The sequence below is a fragment of the Gordonia sihwensis genome (genome assembly GCF_029632925.1).
Taxonomy (GTDB): domain Bacteria; phylum Actinomycetota; class Actinomycetes; order Mycobacteriales; family Mycobacteriaceae; genus Gordonia; species Gordonia sihwensis.
This window is the reverse complement of sequence record NZ_CP121248.1, coordinates 1,960,377-1,976,884: the sequence shown is the minus strand read 5'-3', so window position 1 is coordinate 1,976,884 and position 16,508 is coordinate 1,960,377. Positions and strand designations below refer to the sequence as shown.

Below are 16,508 nucleotides of genomic sequence, written 5' to 3'. Positions count from 1 at the left end.
TGACGGCGCGACGTCGCCGATACCGTGGGGACCATGAGCCGAACCGTCGCCGAACTGTCCGCCGAAGCCGCCCAGATGCTGTCCGAGTACCACCTCGCGACGCTGGCGACCACCCGAGCCGACGGAACGCCGCATGTGGTGGCAGTCGGCTTCACCTTCGACGGCGACGCGCAGAAGGCACGGGTGATCACCTTCGAGGGCTCGCAGAAGGTGCGCAACGCCGATCGGGGCGGATACGCGGCGCTGACGCACGTGGACGGCCCACGGTGGCTGACCCTCGAGGGTCCGGTGACCGTCCGCCGCGATCCGGTCTCCGTGGCCGACGCCGAGGCACGGTACGCGGCTCGCTACCGGACTCCGAAGCCGAATCCCCGCCGCGTCGTGATTGAGATGGACATCGCGCGCGTGCTCGGGTCGGCCGGAATGTTCGGCACTGCTGCTGCCGGATGAGTCGCGGGCCGAGGTCACGGAGACCTCGATGACGCGAGGTCTTCCCCGAAGATGCGGGGACCGGCGCCGCGCTGCGTCAGATGCAGGGCGCGGACCATGTTGGTGCGTTCGTCCTTCGGGATCGCGATACCGTCGCCGGCCAGGACCGCGCGGGCCGCGGCGACAGCATCAAGCGGGTCGGACTTGCCCCTTGATTCGTTTCTTGTCCTTGCCGCCGCCGTACACTTCGGCCACCGACAGCCCTGCCGCCTGGAGCACGCTGGTGATTCCCCGCCCGTAGCTGCTGGTGCATTCCACCCCGACGGCACTGACGTCGTGACCATCGAGGCACGAAGTCATCGCCCGGTACCCGGCCGAGGTCGCCGGGAACTCTCGCCTCGGCCGGCTCGCCGCCGACCGAGGTGATGACTGCGACGGCGCTCGGCGGGCGGCGGCGGTCAGACAAGACATCGGTTAGGCAACCGGCCAAGCTCCTGATCAGGTCATGGCCACCGCCGCTCGTGAACATTCGACGCCCCACACCGACCGGACAGACCAATTCGTGGACAACCCAGCAGGGGGTCAGTCGTACCCGGAGTCACGACCGTCGTGGAACTACCAACCATCATCAATGTCATACCCCGTTGGTAGAGTTCTGGTAGGTCAAGAAAACATGGTGTGAACAGCTGAAACACTCGGGGGAGGTGACAGCGATGACCGATCCGATCACCGATTCGATCGCCACTGTCGTCGCCACCGGCGCGCTGCCGGCGCGGCCCGCCGAACTACTCGCCCTGATCGATGCCGCGGCGGTCAAACTCGCCGAGACCTCCCTGTCGCCGGAGACCGAACCGGACCTGTTGGCGCACACACAGACCGCCGAACGCATTCGGCGACGCTGGGACGGCGTTTCGTCCAGATTGTTGGTGGAGGTCTCCGACCGCAACGCGCACCGCACCGCCGGCTACCTGAAGCCACACCAATACCTGTCACAAGGCTTGCGGCTGGGAACCCGCGAGGCCGGCCGACGGCTGCGGATGGCCGAGACCATCGGCGAGTTCTCCAACTTCCAAGGTGAAACGCTGCCGCCACGGAAGCCCGCCACCGCCGCGGCAGTGGCGGCCGGGACCGTCGGCGCAGAACACGCACTGGTGATCTCCGCGGTGCTGGCGAAAGTGCCCGGCTGCATCTCACCGGAAGTCAAAGCCCGCGCGGAGGCGGAGTTGGCCGAGGCTGCCGTCGGGTTGAATCCGGATGATCTGGGCAAGGTCGGTGACCGGCTGCTCGCCCATCTGGATCCGGACGGGCAGGAGAGCGATCACGTCGACTGGCAACGCCAACGCGGAATCACCATCCTCCCGCAGGATCGGCAGTTGATGAGCAGAGTCCGCGGCGCGATGACTCCGGAGTTGCGGGCGAAGTTCGAGGTGATCTTGACCGCCTGGGCCGCACCCGGGATGAACAATCCCGCCGACCCCGACTCACCCACCGGAACCATCGACGCCGACGGCATTGACGCCGAGGCTTTGGCGGCGGCGCGGGGCCGGGATCTGCGCAGCGCCGCTCAGCGCACACACGACGCGCTGCTGGCGTTGTGTGATTACGTTCTCGCCCACGGCGGACTCGGAGCACCGAACCGGATACCGGCGGAGTTGGTCATCACCGTCACCGACCAAGAACTCGCCGCCCACGCCGGCATCGCATTGACCGCCACCGGCACCCGTGTTCCGATCGGCGAACTCGTCCGGCTCGCCGCCGACGCCGTCCCGCACCTGGCCGTCTTCCGCAATCACACCAGCGAAGTGCTCTACCAGGGCCGCGGTGCACGGTTCGCGAGTAGAGCGCAGCGGTTGGCGTTGTTCGCCCGCGACCGCGGCTGCACCGCTCCCGGCTGCGACCGCCCCTTCGCGCAGACTCAGGCCCATCACGCACCGGACTGGATCACCCGGGCCGGGCGCACCGACATCGACGCCCTCGGCGCAGCCTGCGGACGCCACAACCGCGCCGTCGGAACCAACCGCGGCCAATGGGAGACCACCACCCTCACCGACGGACCCCACGCCGGACGCATGGCCTGGCGACCAGCCACCACCGATCACCCCTGGCGCCTGAACCCCATCCACCATGCCGGACAAGCACAATCGCTTCACCCGCGCGAGCCGCGATCGCGGGGGCTGCCCCGCCCGATCAGTTCGGCAGGACCACCAGGCCGTGCGGCCGCGAGTTGACCGGTTCACAGCCGTCGGCTGTCACGATGACGATGTCTTCGATACGTGCGCCCCAGTCGCCGTCGAAGTACACGCCAGGCTCCACGCTGAAGGCCATGCCCTCCCGCAGAACGTCCGCATTGCCCGCGACGATGTAAGGCTCCTCATGCACCGACAGCCCGATCCCGTGGCCGGTCCGATGAATGAACCGGTCGCCGAGTCCCGCGTCCACGAGGATGTCGCGGGCCGCGGCGTCGACGCTCTCCGCGGAGACGCCGGGCCGGACCGCAGCGACCGCGGCCGCCTGCGCCCGTTCCAGGACCGCATAGGCCTCGGCGACGTCGGCGCGCGGCGGGCCGAAGCAGTACGTGCGAGTGGAATCGGAGTTGTAGCCGGGCTCCACCGGTCCGCCGATGTCGATCACCACCACGTCGTCTTCGGCGATCACGCGATCGGAATGCTCGTGATGCGGATCGGCGCCGTTGGGCCCGGACCCCACGATGATGAACTCCGCATGAGTGTGGCCCTCGGTGCGAATCGCCGTATCGATATCAGCCGCCACCTCCGCCTCCGTACGGCCCGGCTTCAGAAACTCGGCCATACGCGCGTGAACGCGGTCGATGGCCTCTCCCGCCCTCCGCAGTGCTTCCAGTTCGGCGTCGTCCTTGATCATCCGCAACTCGCGCAGCACCGGCGTCGCCAGATCCGGGGCCACCGAGGTCCGGCGCGCGAACGGGATGAGATGCAGCGCGGGCAGACTGTCGGACACCGCCAGACGCGCCGACTCACCGAGTCCGTCGAGGGCCAGCGCGTACGGGTCATCACCGTCCACCCAGTCGGCTATGCGCAGGCCCAGTTCGCCGATCGCCGACTCGCGAAGAGCCGCCAGTTCGAGCCTCGCGGTCACCACCCGCGCCTGCCCGCTCGCCGGAATCACCAGAGCTGTCAGCCGCTCGAAGGTCTCGGCCGTCGATCCCGTCAGATACCGGAAGTCGGGTCCGGTCCCGACAATGATCGCGTCGTAGCCCGCATCGCGGGTGAGATCGGCTGCCCGTCGCAGACGGCGGGCATACACCTCGGAGTCGAATCTGGTCGCCATGCGTTCAGGGTATTTCACCGGCGGTGTGACAAGGTGATGACCATGACCGGATCATTGATGCTCCTCGACGGAGCGAGCCTGTGGTTTCGTTCGTTCTACGCGCTGCCGGAGAAGATGACCGCACCCGACGGACGCCCGGTCAACGCGGTCCGGGGGTTCGTCGACACGATCGCGGCGCTGGTCACCGCACATCGCCCCACACGGCTGGTGGTGTGCCTCGACCTCGAATGGCGACCATCGTTCCGAACCGATCTGATCCCGTCGTACAAGGCGCACCGGGTCTCCGACGGCGGCGACGGCGCCGAAGAGGTTCCGGAGACCCTCACCCCGCAGGTCGACATGATCCTCGACGTGCTGCGGTGTGCGGGCATCGCGACTTCGGGCGCTGCCGGCTGCGAAGCCGACGATGTCATCGGCACGCTCGCCTTCCACGAGGCCGACGACGAGGTGCTGGTCGTCAGCGGCGACCGCGACCTGCTGCAGGTGGTCGCCGACGATCCGGTCCCGGTCCGCGTGCTGTACGTGGGCAGAGGACTGGCCAAGGCCGAACTGATGGGCCCGGAGGAGGTCGCCGCCAAGTACGGAGTTCCGCCAGAGCGCGCGGGCGTCGCCTACGCCGAGATGTCGATCCTCCGGGGCGACCCGTCGGACGGGCTTCCCGGCGTTCCCGGGATCGGCGAGAAGACCGCCGCGAAACTGCTCACCCAGTTCGGCAGCCTCGACGCGCTGGAGGCAGCGGCCTACGACGACCGGACCGCCGTACCGACACGGGCTCGGAACTCGATCCGCGATTCGAGGGACTACCTGGCTGCGGCCCGCACAGTGGTCGCCGTACGGACCGACGCCGACACCGTCGACAGCACCGAGACCGATGCGCTACCCGCGGCGCCCGCGAACCGGAACGGACTCGACGCCCTCGTCGCCGAGCTCGGGATCGACGCTTCGATCACGCGGCTGGCGAAGGCGCTCGAATGGTGATCGGGAGCCCGCAGCACGGCCGGCGGGCGGTCGGTCCCGCGCGTCAGTTGGTCGGACGCGAGACCTCGTAGGTGCCCTTGTCGTCCTTGACCGTGACGGTGACGTGCTTGTTCTCGCCCTTCACCTTCACCGAGCAGGTGAACACGGTTCCCGCCTTCACTTCCTGACCACTCGGGCACTGGACGTCCTTCACGTCCGACAGACCGTATCCGTCGTCCTGGTTCTTCGCAGTCAGCACCTTCATGACGCCGTCCTGCACCGCGGACTGATTGAACGTCTTCGTGACCCATCCCGGCCAGACGAACGCAGTGAGCGCCACCACGGCCGCGATGAGGACCAGCACGCCGACGATGACGCCGATCAGCTTCCCGGTCGCCTTCTTCGGCGCGGGCTGCGCGGGAGCGTACGGGTTGAGAGTGGGATCGCCGCCGAGCGGCGGAGCCGGCGGCTGCTGCTGACCGAACGGGGCCTGCGCATACGGCTGCTGCTGACCATACTGGGACTGATCGAACTGGGACTGACCGAACTGGGGTTGCCCGTACTGCTGCTGATATCCCTGCTGATACCCCTGCTGCGCGTACGGCTGCTGGCCGTACGCCGGACCCCCCTGCGGAGCACCGGACGGAGCGCCGTACTGGCCCGGCTGCCAGCCGGTCTGCGTCTGCCCCGCCTGTTCCTGCCCCGGCTGCCCGTGCCCCGGCTGCGGCTGACCCGGCTGCGGCTGACCGATCTGCTCGGTGGGGCCCGCGAATGACTGCTGATCTCGCTGCCACGGGCTCTGCTGCTGTCCCGCCGCGTCCGGACGTCGCACCACCGTGGTCTCCTCGTCCCCCGGCTGACCCGGAGCGGTGGGCTCGTTTCCGTTCGTCATGTCGCGCCTTCCTCCTCAGCAGATGCCACCTGCGGCCGTGGCTGGTGTCACGTTACCGCAGCGACTCAATCCAATTCGGAGGCGACGACCCCGCGTTTGACACCCTTGACCGCCCGTGCCGCAGCCACCGCGAGACCGGTGTCCGGATCCACGCTGCCTCGGATCTGCTCCAGCAGATCGATGACCTGGCGGTTCCACCGAACGAAGTCGCCAGGTGAGAGCAACTGTCCCCGTTCCGACGCCGCCAGCAAGGCTTCCCGCAGCGACCGGCCCGAGGCCCAGGCACCGATGGCGACACAGAATCCGGTGTCGGGTTCACGCGTCTGAACGACTCCGTGTCGCTCCTGCACGTCGTTGGTCGCCTGCCACACGTCGACCGTCGCGAGGAGGGCCTCCCGCAGCGCCCGGTCGCCGGGCATCGAGTCGACACCGCCGCTGTAGGAGTCGCGCCGCGACTCGTACACCATCGACGACACCACGGCGGCCAGATCCTGCGGTGAGAGCCGGTCCCAGATCCCCGCACGAATGCACTCGGCGACGAGCAGGTCGCTCTCGGAGTAGATCCGTCGCAGAACCGCGCCGGTCGGCGTCACGACCAGCTCCCCGGAGTCATCGGTCTCGAGATACGACAGTTCGGTCAGCACACCGGTGATCGCGTCGAACTCGGTCTCGAGTGCCGCGGTCCGTTCGTCCACCGCTCGTTCGAGACTGTCGATGTCGCGAAGCAGCCGGTGACGACGTTCGGACAGCCGGTGCAGATCGTCGATGCCGTTGAGCTTGTGGACCGGGTGCTTGCGGAGCCGGTTGCGCAGTTCGGTGAGCCGCAGATCGTGCTCCGACAGCTCCCGCTTCTTCTTGTTGCGTCCCCGTGGCCGCGCGATTCCGCTGGAGCGGATCAGCTTGACCAGTTCGCGTCGGCCCTGTGCGCTGCGCCGATTCGCCGACTTCGGTATCCGCAGGTGTCCCAGCACCTCGGGCGGATTGACGAAGTCGCGCACACCGACCCTGCCGGTCCAGCCGTCCTCGCTCAGCACCAGTGGTTTCGGGTCCACATCCATGGCCGCGCGCTCGAGCACCAGTGCCAGTCCGCGGTGCCTGCCGTTGTTCAGGCCGATCACGTTGCCGGGCTTCAACGACAGCAGATCCTCGGACACCGCCTCGGACGCCTCCATCCGACGGACGAACTTGGCCGCGCGTTCGTGCCTGCGGATGTCCTCGCGAAGCGAGACGTACTCGAGGAACGACTCGGGGGCCAGCCCCTTCCGTTCGGCCGAGTGCTCGAGCTCGGCGTCCACCTTGCGGAGCGTCATGCGGGCGCGGTCGAGTTGCCGCGCCTGACCCACCACCGATCTGTCGGTCTGGAACTGCGCGAACGACCGTCGGAGCAGATCGCGCGATCCGTCCACCCCGAGCCGATCGATCAGATTCATCGCCATGTTGTATTCGGGGGCGAACGAGCTGCGCAGGGGAAAGGTCCGTGCTCCCGCCAGGCCGGCCACCCGGTCAGGGGCCACTTCGGGAGTCCAGACGACCACCGCATGTCCTTCGACGTCGATTCCGCGTCGTCCGGCGCGGCCGGTGAGCTGGGTGAACTCCCCCGGCGTCAAGTCGACGTGCGCTTCGCCGTTGTACTTCACCAGGCGTTCGAGGACCACGCTGCGCGCGGGCATGTTGATGCCCAGCGCCAAGGTCTCGGTCGCGAACACCACCTGCACGAGTCCCTCGACGAACAGCTCTTCGACGGCCTGCCGAAAGGTCGGCAGGAGTCCTGCGTGATGGGCGGCGAAGCCGCGGCGCAGGCCGTCGCGCCACTCGTCGACCCCGAGAACGTCAGCATCACCGGGGGCCAGCGCCGAGAGATGGCGGTCGACGATCGCGTCGACGGCGGAGACCTGGTGCGGCTCGAGCAGGTTGAGGTCCGAGCGCAGACACTGCGCGAGCGCGCCGTCGCAGCCCTTGCGGGAGAAGATGAAGGTGATCGCGGGCAGCAGCCCGTTCTCCTCGAGGAGCCGGATCAGTCTGGGCCGCGAGACTCCGGTCCCGCCGCGCCGGCGTTCGCGCGCCAGACGTTCGCGGTAACCGCCGACAGCGTCGTCGGACAGCAGGCGGTGCTTGATGAAGCGGTTGAGCTCGGGGTTCACCTGCTTCGGATGCTTGCGGTCGAAGAGCTCGAACATCCTGTTTCCGACCAGCATGTGCTGGTGCAGCGGTACCGGCCGGTGCTCGTCGACGATCACCGCGGTGTCGCCCCGGACCGTGGTGATCCAGTCGCCGAACTCCTCCGCGTTGCTCACCGTCGCCGACAGGCTCGCCACGCGCACCGACGGATCGAGCCCCAGGATCACCTCCTCCCACACGGCGCCCCGGAAACGGTCGGCGAGGAAATGCACCTCGTCCATCACCACGTGCGAGAGGCCCTGCAACGACGACGACTCCGCGTACAGCATGTTGCGGAGCACCTCGGTCGTCATCACGACCACCGGTGCCCCCGAGTTGACCGAGTTGTCGCCGGTCAGCAGTCCCACATTCGCCGCACCGTGCACGTCGACGAGGTCGTGGTACTTCTGGTTGCTCAGCGCTTTGATCGGAGTGGTGTAGAAGCACTTCGTCCCCTGCGCCAGCGCGAGATGCACGGCGAACTCACCGACGATCGTCTTGCCCGCGCCCGTGGGTGCGCACACGAGCACGCCCTGCCCCGCCTCCAGAGCGGCGCACGCCTCCCTTTGGAAGGGGTCGAGCCGAAAGCCGAGTCGAGCGGTGAACGTCGCTAGTTGCGGGCGGGGGCCGGAGAAGTCGTCGGTGGTCATCCCCTACAGGATGTCATCGAATGCGCCCGGAGTCCGAACGGATCGACGCTCGCTCGACGCGCCGATCGGTCCTGCGGGCTCGATGGGTGCCGGACGGCCGACGTCGTCGGTCACCGGGGCGGAGCCGTCGTGTTCGAGCGGCGAGGCCTGATCGTCGGGCACGCTCATCCAGTCGGGATCGCGGCGGGCCTTGCGGCGGTCGTGGAAACGGGCGATCTGAATGGCCATCTCGAGGAGCACGGTGAGCGCCGCCGCCAGCGCCAACATGGTGAACGGGTCCTGGCCGGGTGTGACGACCGCGGCGAAGACGAACATCGCGAAGATGAGCCCGCGGCGCCACCGCTTGAGTCGTTCGTAGGTGAGCACTCCGACCAGGTTCAGCGCCACGATCAGCAGTGGAAGCTCGAAGCTGATGCCGAAGAGGATCAGCAGGTGCAGCATGAAGCTGAAGTACTGGTCGCCCGCGAGCGCAGTGACCTGAACGTCGTTGCCCACCGTCAGCAGGAAGTGGAACGCCTTCGACACCACCAGGTAGGCCAGCACTGCGCCGGCGACGAAGAGGACGCTCGCAGCTGCGACGAAGCTGATGCCGTATCGACGCTCGTTCTTGTGCAGCCCCGGTGTGATGAAACGCCAGATCTGCAGCAGCCAGATCGGGCATGCGAGTACCACGCCCGCGGTCAGGGCGACCTGCAGGCGCAGCATGAACTGGTCGAACGGCCCGGTGGCCAGCAGCCGGCATTCGCCGTCGGGGGTCAGCGAGGCGCGGGTGGACGCCGGGAGGTCGCAGTACGGACCGCGGAGGAGCTCACCCAGTGACTCGATCCGCCACACGCCGTGGCTGTACCAGACGAAACCGATGACGGTGGTGACCGCGATCGCCACCATCGAGATGACGAGCCGGGTCCTCAGCTCGTAGAGGTGCTCGGCCAGCGGCATCGAGCCGTCGGGGTTGACTCGGCTCCGTCGCTGCCGGGGGTCGAGACGGGCGAGTGAGAATCGCTTGCGCACTCCGGTGGTGCGCGGCTAGGCCGTCTTCTTGTCGGATCGCGTCGCCTGGTCGGCGGGATCCGGACTCGGCTGAGGTGCGGTCGGGAGTTCGCGCGCGGTCTCAGTGGTCTCGGCGGACGGCTTGCCGTCGCTCTGCATCTCCTGGATCTCCGATTTGAAGATGCGCAGCGACCGGCCGAGGCCGCGAGCCGCTCCGGGGAGCTTGGCCGAGCCGAACAGCAGCACGAGCACGAGCAGAACGACCGCCCAGTGCCACGGCGACATCGCACCCATAATTCAACCCTTCGAGAGTAAACAGTCTCAGACGTGTTCGAGTCTACCGAACAGCGGCGTCATCGGCGCGCCCAGATTCGTCGGCCGGTACTGCGGTCAGGAACCGTACCGGCTCCGCGCAGCCTTCGCGGTGCTCGCGATCAGCGACGTCACGCCGTCGACGTCGCTACGAACCCGCACGCGCCCGCCGAATCCGAGCACGAATCGCGCGAGCCACTGCGGCGAGCCGTAGCGGATGGTCGCGGTGATCGGCTCGGTCGGCTCCTCGGAGAGTTCGTCGTCGGGCTCCGCCGCGAAGTACTCGAGCAGCCAGACCGCCTCGGGATCGATCTCGATGTGCGCCGTGGGCAGTTCCCCGGTGAGCGCGCCCAGATCGGTCGGGTCCGTCCGGTGGAGGGCCTCGACCGGAGGCTGCGAGACCTCGCCGGTGCCGTGCGCCGACTCGATCCGGTCGAATCGGAACAGGCGCACGCCCTCCGACGACCGGCACCAGGCCTCCAGATAGCTGTTGCCGTCCACCGCCCGGATGCGGATCGGGTCGACGGTCCGCTCGGTCACCTCGTCGCGACTGGCCGTGTAGTACGTGATCCTCAGCGACTGGCCGTCCTCCAGGGCCTGGCGGATGACGCCGTCGACGGGCGGTGCCGGAGCGGCGGGCAGGTCGGCGCTCACCGCGCGCCGCGTGGTACCCATCGCCTCCTCGATCTTCGCGATCGCGCTGCGCACGGCATCGGCGTCGACCGCTCCCCGTGTCTCAGAGAGCATGTTGAGCGCCATCAGCAGCACGTTGGCCTCGGGGCCGGTCAGCCGCAGCGGCCGGTCCATTCCGGCGGTGAAGACCACACTGACGTATCCGTCCCAGAACTGGATGTCGATGAGGTGTTCGGGACCGTAGCCCGGGAGACCGCACACGTACAGCTGCTCGAGATCGGTCTGCAGTTGGTGCTCGCTGACGCCGAGGTCGTCGGCCGCGGTCGACACCTTGATTCCCGGACGGGCCAGGAAGTACGGCACCATCGCCAGCAGACGCGACAGCCGGCTCGGATTGGCGTCGCTCATGCGCTCACCTCCGCCGCGATCAGGCGGTCCAGGTCGGCGACCACCTCCGCGCGCAGATCGTCCGGTGCGAGCACCACCGCGTCGGGTCCGGCGGCCAGGATCACCCTGCGCAGCCCCGACCGCGAATGGATCTCCACGGTCAGCAGATCTCCGTCCTCGTCTCCGAACCGCTGCGGGACCGTCGACGTCGCCATCCGCCGCAGGCCGTGCGCCCGACCGGCGGCGACCCAGATCTCCGCGGTGGCGCCGCCGTCCGCTGTCGCCACGTCGACCGCCTCGTTCACGATCGCCTGGATGTCGACCGTCGCCGGCACCACCACCGACCCCGGGTCACCGAAGGCTTCGACATCGGAGATCCGGGAGATCCGGAAGGTCCGCACAGCCCCGCGGTCGCGGTCGTGTCCGGTGACGTACCAGCGTCCGCCGCCGCCGGCGATCCCCCACGGTTCGAGGGTCCGCGTCTTGCGGCCTTTCGACGAGCGGTGAGTGAAGGTGACCGGGCGGCCGGCGTCGATCGCCGAGAGCAGATCGGTGATCGTGCGTTCGTCGCCCAGTGATCTGGTGGCGCCGCCGAGGGTCACCACCGATTCGTCGTCGGGAACCACTTCGATCCCCGCCGCGCGGAGCTTGAGGACCGCGGTCTGGAAGACGGCCGCCACCGAGGGATCGCGCCAGAGCGCCGAGGCCGCGGCGACGGCGGCCGCCTCGGCACGATCGAGGGTGATGTCGGGCAGCGCGTACTGGTCCGGATCGATCCGGTAGCCCTCCTCGCCCTGCGGGTTGCGGCCGGTCTCGACGGGAATGCCCATCTCGCGCAGCAGCGCCTTGTCGCGCTCGAGCATCCGCTTGAACGAGTCGTCGCTCCGGTCCGACTCCATGTATCCCTGCACGTTCGCACGCACATAGGTTGCGGGGACGTACGTCCGCGCCGACATCAAGCAGACGACGAGGTTGACGAGTCTCTCGTTCTTCGCAGTCACGCGTCCACTTTAGGCGTCACATCGACGCGATCAGCCGATCGACGCGCTCATCGACGTTCCGGAACGGGTCCTTGCAGAGCACGTTCCGCTGCGCCTGATCGTTGATCTTCAGATGCACCCAGTCGACGGTGAAGTCTCGTCCCGCCTTCTGGGCCGCGGTGATGAAGTCGCCGCGGAGCTTGGCCCGGGTGGTCTGCGGCGGCGTCGAGGTGGCCTCGTCGATCGCCTCGTCGGTGGTGACCCGTGCCGCGAGCCCCTTGCGGGACAGCAGGTCGAAGACGCCGCGGCCCCGGCGGATGTCGTGGTAGGCCAGGTCGAGTTGCGCGATCTTCGGATCGGTCAGCTCCATCGAGTACTTGTCCTGGTAGCGCTGCATCAGCTTGCGCTTGATCACCCAGTCGATCTCGGTGTCGACACCGCTGAAGTCGTCGCGCTCCACGGCATCGAGGACACGGCCCCACAGGTCCACCACGCGATCGAGCGTCGGGTCGGGCGTGCGCGTCTGCAGGTGCTTGACGGCCCGCGCGTGGTACTCGCGCTGGATCGCCAGCGCCGTCGCCGTCCGTCCGCCCGCGAGCCGGATCTCGCGCCGGCCGGTCGGATCGTGGCTGATGTCCCGGATCGCGCGGATCGGGTTGTCGAGCGCGAAGTCGTGGAACGAGATCCCCGACTCGATCATCTCCAGCACCAGCAGTGCGGAACCGACCTTGAGCATGGTGGTGGTCTCGGACATGTTGGAGTCGCCGACGATCACGTGCAGCCGACGGTACTTCTCGGCGTCGGCGTGGGGCTCGTCGCGTGTGTTGATGATCGGCCGCGACCGGGTGGTCGCGGACGAGACGCCCTCCCAGATGTGGTCGGCGCGCTGCGACAGGCAGTAGCGCGCCTCGTGGCCCACCGAGAGCACCTTGCCCGCCCCGCAGATCAGCTGGCGCGTCACGAGGAAGGGCAGCAGCACATCGGAGACCCTGCCGAACTCCCCCACCCGGCTGACCAGGTAGTTCTCGTGGCATCCGTAGGAGTTGCCCGCGGAGTCGGTGTTGTTCTTGAACAGGTAGATGTCGCCGCCGATGCCCTCGGCCACCAAGCGTTCCTCGGCGTCGACGAGCAGTTCCTCCAGGATCCGCTCGCCCGCGCGGTCGTGCGTGATCAGCTGCGCCACCGAGTCGCATTCGGCGGTGGCGTACTCGGGGTGAGAGCCGACGTCGAGGTACAGCCGCGCACCGTTGGTGAGGAAGACGTTCGACGACCGGCCCCACGCGACGACGCGCCGGAACAGGTAGCGCGCGACCTCGTCCGGGCTGAGTCGACGCTGTCCCTTGAACGTGCAGGTGACACCGAATTCGGTCTCGATGCCCATGATCCGTCGTTCCACGGCGCTCACTCCTCGAGGTAGCCGGCGATGTCGGTGCGGCGCAGCCGCTTGAACGCGCGCCGCGGTCGGTTGCGATCCAGGATCGCCACCTCGACGTCGGCGGCGGTGAGTGTCGGTGCGGCGGCGGTGTCGCCGTTGGCCGACTCGGCCGGTGTGGACAGTGCGCGCACGGCGATCTGCAGGGCGCGCGGCAACGGAAGGTTCGGCTCGTATGCGTCTTTCATCGCCGCGTTGATGGGTTCGGTGCTGCCGCCCATCACGATGAACGAGGTCTCGTCGACGATCGATCCGTCGTAGCCGATCCGGTAGAGCTGCGACGGGGTGGCGCGTCCGGCCCGGGCCACCTCGCCGACGCAGAGTTCCACCTCGAAGGGCTTGGCCTGCTCGGTGAACACCGCGCCGAGGGTGTTCGCGTAAGCACTGGCCAGCGACAGTCCGGTCACGTCAGCGCGGTCGTAGCTGTAGCCGCGCAGGTCGGCCATCTGGATGCCGGCCTTCCGCAGGCCCTCGAACTCGTTGTACTTGCCGACGGCCGCGAAACCGATGCGGTCGTAGATCTCACTGACCTTGCGCAGCGTGTTCGACGGATTGTGCGCCACGAACAGGACGCCGTCGGCGTAGGTGAGCGCCACCACGCTGCGGCCCCGGGCGATGCCCTTGCGCGCCAGCTCCGAGCGGTCTCGCATGATCTGCTCGGCGCTCGCATAGTACGGAAAAGTCATGCGCGCTCCCCTGTCTGGCCGGCCGGCTCGGACGGTGCCGTACCCGACGCCGCCGCGCTCCTGCGGCGGGCGACCACCGCCTCGGCCGCACTCTCGATCTCCGCTTCCGCCACCAGGTCGGCGCCCTCGGCGCTCACCCGGGCGGCGGTCGGGAAGATCCGCCGCACAAGGTCCGGGCCACCGGTCGCGGAGTCGTCGTCGGCCGCATCGTAGAGCGCCTCGACCGCGACCGCCAGCGCCTCGTCGGCGGACAGGTCCGAACGGTACAGCTTCTTCAGAGACGATTTCGCGAAGACCGATCCCGAGCCGATCGCGTCGTAGCCGCCGGTCTCCTCGTGACGGGAGCCGGCGACGTCGAACGAGAAGATCCGGCCCCGTGCGCCCGCGTCGGCTTCGGCGTCGAAACCGACGAGCAGGGGGATCGCGGCGAGCCCCTGCAGCGCAGCGCCCAGGTTGCTGCGGACCATCGTCGCCAGGCGTGCCACCTTGCCGTCGAGGGTCAGCGGCACCCCTTCGATCTTCTCGTAGTGCTCCAATTCGACGGCGAACAGCCGGACCATCTCGATCGCGATGCCCGCGGTGCCCGCGATACCCGCCGCGGAGTATTCGTCGGTGACGTACACCTTCTGCACATCACGGGTGGCGATGAGGTTGCCCATCGTCGACCGGCGGTCGCCGGCCAGCACCACGCCACCGGGGTAGCTGACCGCGACGATCGTGGTGCCGTGCGGGATCTGCTCCACGCCGGCCCGGCCGCCACCGTCGATCATGTTGTGCGGCAATCGATCAGGCGCATGAACGCGCAGGTACTCGGTGAACGACGAGATCCCGCCGGCTCCAGCCTCGCCCGGTACCGAGATCACTGCCCGCCCTTCTGGACGTAGGCGCGGACGAAGTCCTCCGCATTCTCCTCCAGCACGTCGTCGATCTCGTCGAGTAGATCGTCGGTCTCGCCGGTGAGCTTCTCTCTCCGCTCCTGGCCGGCCGCACCACCACCGATCGCGTCGTCATCGTCGCTGCCGCCGCCTCGTTTGGTCTGCTCCTGCGCCATGTTCGCCTCCTGAGAAGAGAATGTTGTGACTTCAACCCTACCGGTGGGCGCGGTCCCAGCGTCGCCGACGCGTCGGTCCGGTCGGCGATCGTCTTGCGCCGGTGGGGTTCCGGCCGCTCACGACGCGGTCAGGCGGTCGACCAGATCGGCGGCCGAGTCGGCGGCGTCGAGCAGCTCACCGACGTGAGCAGCGGTGCCGCGAAGCGGTTCGAGCATGGGAATCCGGACCAGCGAGTCGCGGCCGAGGTCGAAGATCACCGAGTCCCAGCTGGCGGCGGCGACGTCGGCGCCGAACCGGCGGACGGCTTCGCCGCGGAAGAAGGCCCGTGTGCTCTCCGGCGGCGTCTCGACCGCGCGCATCACCTCGTCCTCGGTGGTCATTCGTTTCATGGACCCGCGTGCCACCAGACGGTTGTAGAGACCCTTGTCGAGACGGACGTCCGAGTACTGCAGGTCGATGAGCTGCAGACGCGATGCCGACCAGGTGAGTCCCTCGCGGTTGCGGAACCCCTCCAGCAGCCGCAGTTTGGCCGGCCAGTCCAGCAGATCGGCGCACTCCATGGGATCGCGTTCGAGCTTGTCGAGGACATCGGCCCACGTGGCCAGCACGTGCGCGGCGCGCTCGTCGTCGGAGTGGTGGGCGTCGTGGAACTTCTGCGCTCGGTCGAGGTACTCGCGTTGCAGGGCCAGCCCGGTCATCTCACGGCCGTTCTCGAGCGCCACGGCCGTGCGCAGCGTCGGGTCGTGGCTGATCGCGTGAACCGCCTCGACGGGCCAGGCCAGCGCGAGATCGGACAGGTCCACCCCGGCCTCGATCAGGTCCAGCACGAGTGCCGTGGTGCCCACCTTGAGGTAGGTCGCCGTCTCGGCGAGATTCGCGTCACCGATGATGACGTGCAGGCGGCGGTACTTCTCGGGATCGGCGTGCGGTTCGTCGCGGGTGTTGATGATCCCCCGCTTCAGTGTGGTCTCGAGACCGACCTCGACCTCGATGTAGTCGGCACGCTGCGACAGCTGGTAACCGGAGTCCTCGCCGCGCTGGCCGATGCCCACCCGGCCCGAACCGCAGATCACCTGACGCGACGCGAAGAAGGGCATCAATCCGGTGATGATCGAGTCGAACGGCGTGTCGCGGCGCATCAGGTAGTTCTCGTGAGTGCCGTACGAGGCGCCCTTGCCGTCGATGTTGTTCTTGTACAACTGCAGCCGAGGGGCGCCGGGAACGCTCGCGACATGCCGAGCCGCCTGCTCCATCACCCGCTCCCCCGCCTTGTCCCAGATCACCGCGTCGAGCGGGTCGGTCACCTCGGGTGCCGAATACTCCGGATGCGCGTGATCGACGTACAGCCGGGCACCGTTGGTGAGGATCATGTTGGCGGCGCCGATCTCGTCGGCGTCGATGATGGGCGCCGGACCGCCGCTCCGGCCGAGGTCGAATCCGCGCGCATCGCGCATCGGTGACTCGACCTCGTAGTCCCAGCGGGTCCGGCGGTCACGGCGCGGCACGTTCGCCGCGGCGGCGTACGCCAGGACGGCCTGGGTTGACGTCATGATCGGGTTCGCGGACGGATCGCCGGGCGCGGAGATGCCGTACTCGACTTCGGTTCCGATGATGCGCTGCATGGAACCCAGCCTAACCGTGGCGA

16 protein-coding genes are annotated in these 16,508 nt (G+C 68.3%); 3 read left to right on the top strand and 13 right to left on the bottom strand.

Annotation, left to right across the window (positions count from 1 at the left end; translation table 11 throughout):
• Nucleotides 1–33: 33 nt before the first annotated feature.
• Nucleotides 34–450: a TIGR03618 family F420-dependent PPOX class oxidoreductase gene (locus P5P27_RS09490; protein WP_006894947.1), complete on the top strand. Its 417-nt coding sequence runs from the start codon at nucleotides 34–36 to the stop codon at nucleotides 448–450.
• Nucleotides 451–618: 168 nt separating this feature from the next.
• Here P5P27_RS09490 and P5P27_RS09485 read toward each other — a convergent pair whose 3' ends face one another.
• Nucleotides 619–789: a hypothetical protein gene (locus P5P27_RS09485; RefSeq protein ID WP_278127342.1), complete on the bottom strand. Its 171-nt coding sequence runs from the start codon at nucleotides 787–789 to the stop codon at nucleotides 619–621.
• Nucleotides 790–1,142: 353 nt separating this feature from the next.
• Here P5P27_RS09485 and P5P27_RS09480 point away from each other — a divergent pair, with 353 nt between their 5' ends.
• Nucleotides 1,143–2,657, top strand: a complete 1,515-nt coding sequence (locus P5P27_RS09480; protein WP_278127341.1) for an HNH endonuclease signature motif containing protein — start codon at nucleotides 1,143–1,145, stop codon at nucleotides 2,655–2,657.
• Here P5P27_RS09480 and P5P27_RS09475 read toward each other — a convergent pair.
• Nucleotides 2,617–3,735 carry a M24 family metallopeptidase gene (locus P5P27_RS09475; protein ID WP_278127340.1) on the bottom strand — a complete coding sequence of 373 codons (1,119 nt, stop codon included), beginning with the start codon at nucleotides 3,733–3,735 and terminating at the stop codon, nucleotides 2,617–2,619. The genes P5P27_RS09480 and P5P27_RS09475 overlap by 41 nt on opposite strands.
• Nucleotides 3,736–3,777: 42 nt before the next feature.
• Here P5P27_RS09475 and P5P27_RS09470 point away from each other — a divergent pair, with 42 nt between their 5' ends.
• Nucleotides 3,778–4,713: a 5'-3' exonuclease gene (locus tag P5P27_RS09470; RefSeq protein WP_231650049.1), complete on the top strand. Its 936-nt coding sequence runs from the start codon at nucleotides 3,778–3,780 to the stop codon at nucleotides 4,711–4,713.
• Nucleotides 4,714–4,756: 43 nt separating this feature from the next.
• On the opposite strand, the gene P5P27_RS09465 is transcribed toward P5P27_RS09470, so the two are convergent.
• The 11 genes from P5P27_RS09465 to dop all read right to left on the bottom strand — a co-directional run bounded on the left by P5P27_RS09465 (nucleotide 4,757) and on the right by dop (nucleotide 16,485).
• Nucleotides 4,757–5,584 carry a DUF4333 domain-containing protein gene (locus P5P27_RS09465; RefSeq protein WP_045537387.1) on the bottom strand — a complete coding sequence of 276 codons (828 nt, stop codon included), beginning with the start codon at nucleotides 5,582–5,584 and terminating at the stop codon, nucleotides 4,757–4,759.
• A gap of 65 nt (nucleotides 5,585–5,649) precedes the next feature.
• Entirely contained in the window at nucleotides 5,650–8,391 is a 2,742-nt protein-coding gene (locus P5P27_RS09460) for a DEAD/DEAH box helicase (RefSeq protein ID WP_278127339.1), read from the bottom strand.
• A 3-nt stretch (nucleotides 8,392–8,394) separates the two neighbouring features.
• Nucleotides 8,395–9,402, bottom strand: coding sequence for a twin-arginine translocase subunit TatC (gene tatC / locus P5P27_RS09455; RefSeq protein WP_006894939.1), 1,008 nt, complete (start codon nucleotides 9,400–9,402; stop codon nucleotides 8,395–8,397).
• A 15-nt stretch (nucleotides 9,403–9,417) separates the two neighbouring features.
• The gene (tatA, locus tag P5P27_RS09450; protein WP_006894938.1) at nucleotides 9,418–9,675 is read right to left on the bottom strand and encodes a Sec-independent protein translocase subunit TatA; all 258 of its coding nucleotides are present in this window, start codon (nucleotides 9,673–9,675) and stop codon (nucleotides 9,418–9,420) included.
• Nucleotides 9,676–9,771: 96 nt separating this feature from the next.
• Nucleotides 9,772–10,734 (bottom strand): helix-turn-helix transcriptional regulator, encoded by a 963-nt coding sequence (locus P5P27_RS09445; RefSeq protein ID WP_006894937.1) that lies wholly within the window; start codon nucleotides 10,732–10,734, stop codon nucleotides 9,772–9,774.
• Nucleotides 10,731–11,714 carry a helix-turn-helix transcriptional regulator gene (locus P5P27_RS09440; protein ID WP_278127338.1) on the bottom strand — a complete coding sequence of 328 codons (984 nt, stop codon included), beginning with the start codon at nucleotides 11,712–11,714 and terminating at the stop codon, nucleotides 10,731–10,733. The genes P5P27_RS09445 and P5P27_RS09440 overlap by 4 nt, the downstream gene beginning before the upstream one ends.
• Before the next feature lie 16 nt (nucleotides 11,715–11,730).
• Entirely contained in the window at nucleotides 11,731–13,089 is a 1,359-nt protein-coding gene (gene pafA / locus P5P27_RS09435; RefSeq protein WP_006894935.1) for a Pup--protein ligase, read from the bottom strand.
• Between the two features lie 5 nt (nucleotides 13,090–13,094).
• On the bottom strand, nucleotides 13,095–13,811 hold the full coding sequence (gene prcA, locus P5P27_RS09430) for a proteasome subunit alpha (protein ID WP_278127337.1): 717 nt from the start codon (nucleotides 13,809–13,811) through the stop codon (nucleotides 13,095–13,097).
• The gene (prcB, locus tag P5P27_RS09425) at nucleotides 13,808–14,674 is read right to left on the bottom strand and encodes a proteasome subunit beta (protein WP_278127336.1); all 867 of its coding nucleotides are present in this window, start codon (nucleotides 14,672–14,674) and stop codon (nucleotides 13,808–13,810) included. The genes prcA and prcB overlap by 4 nt, the downstream gene beginning before the upstream one ends.
• Entirely contained in the window at nucleotides 14,671–14,862 is a 192-nt protein-coding gene (locus P5P27_RS09420; protein ID WP_006894932.1) for a ubiquitin-like protein Pup, read from the bottom strand. The genes prcB and P5P27_RS09420 overlap by 4 nt, the downstream gene beginning before the upstream one ends.
• Before the next feature lie 117 nt (nucleotides 14,863–14,979).
• Nucleotides 14,980–16,485: a depupylase/deamidase Dop gene (gene dop, locus P5P27_RS09415; RefSeq protein ID WP_278127335.1), complete on the bottom strand. Its 1,506-nt coding sequence runs from the start codon at nucleotides 16,483–16,485 to the stop codon at nucleotides 14,980–14,982.
• Nucleotides 16,486–16,508 lie beyond the last annotated feature (23 nt).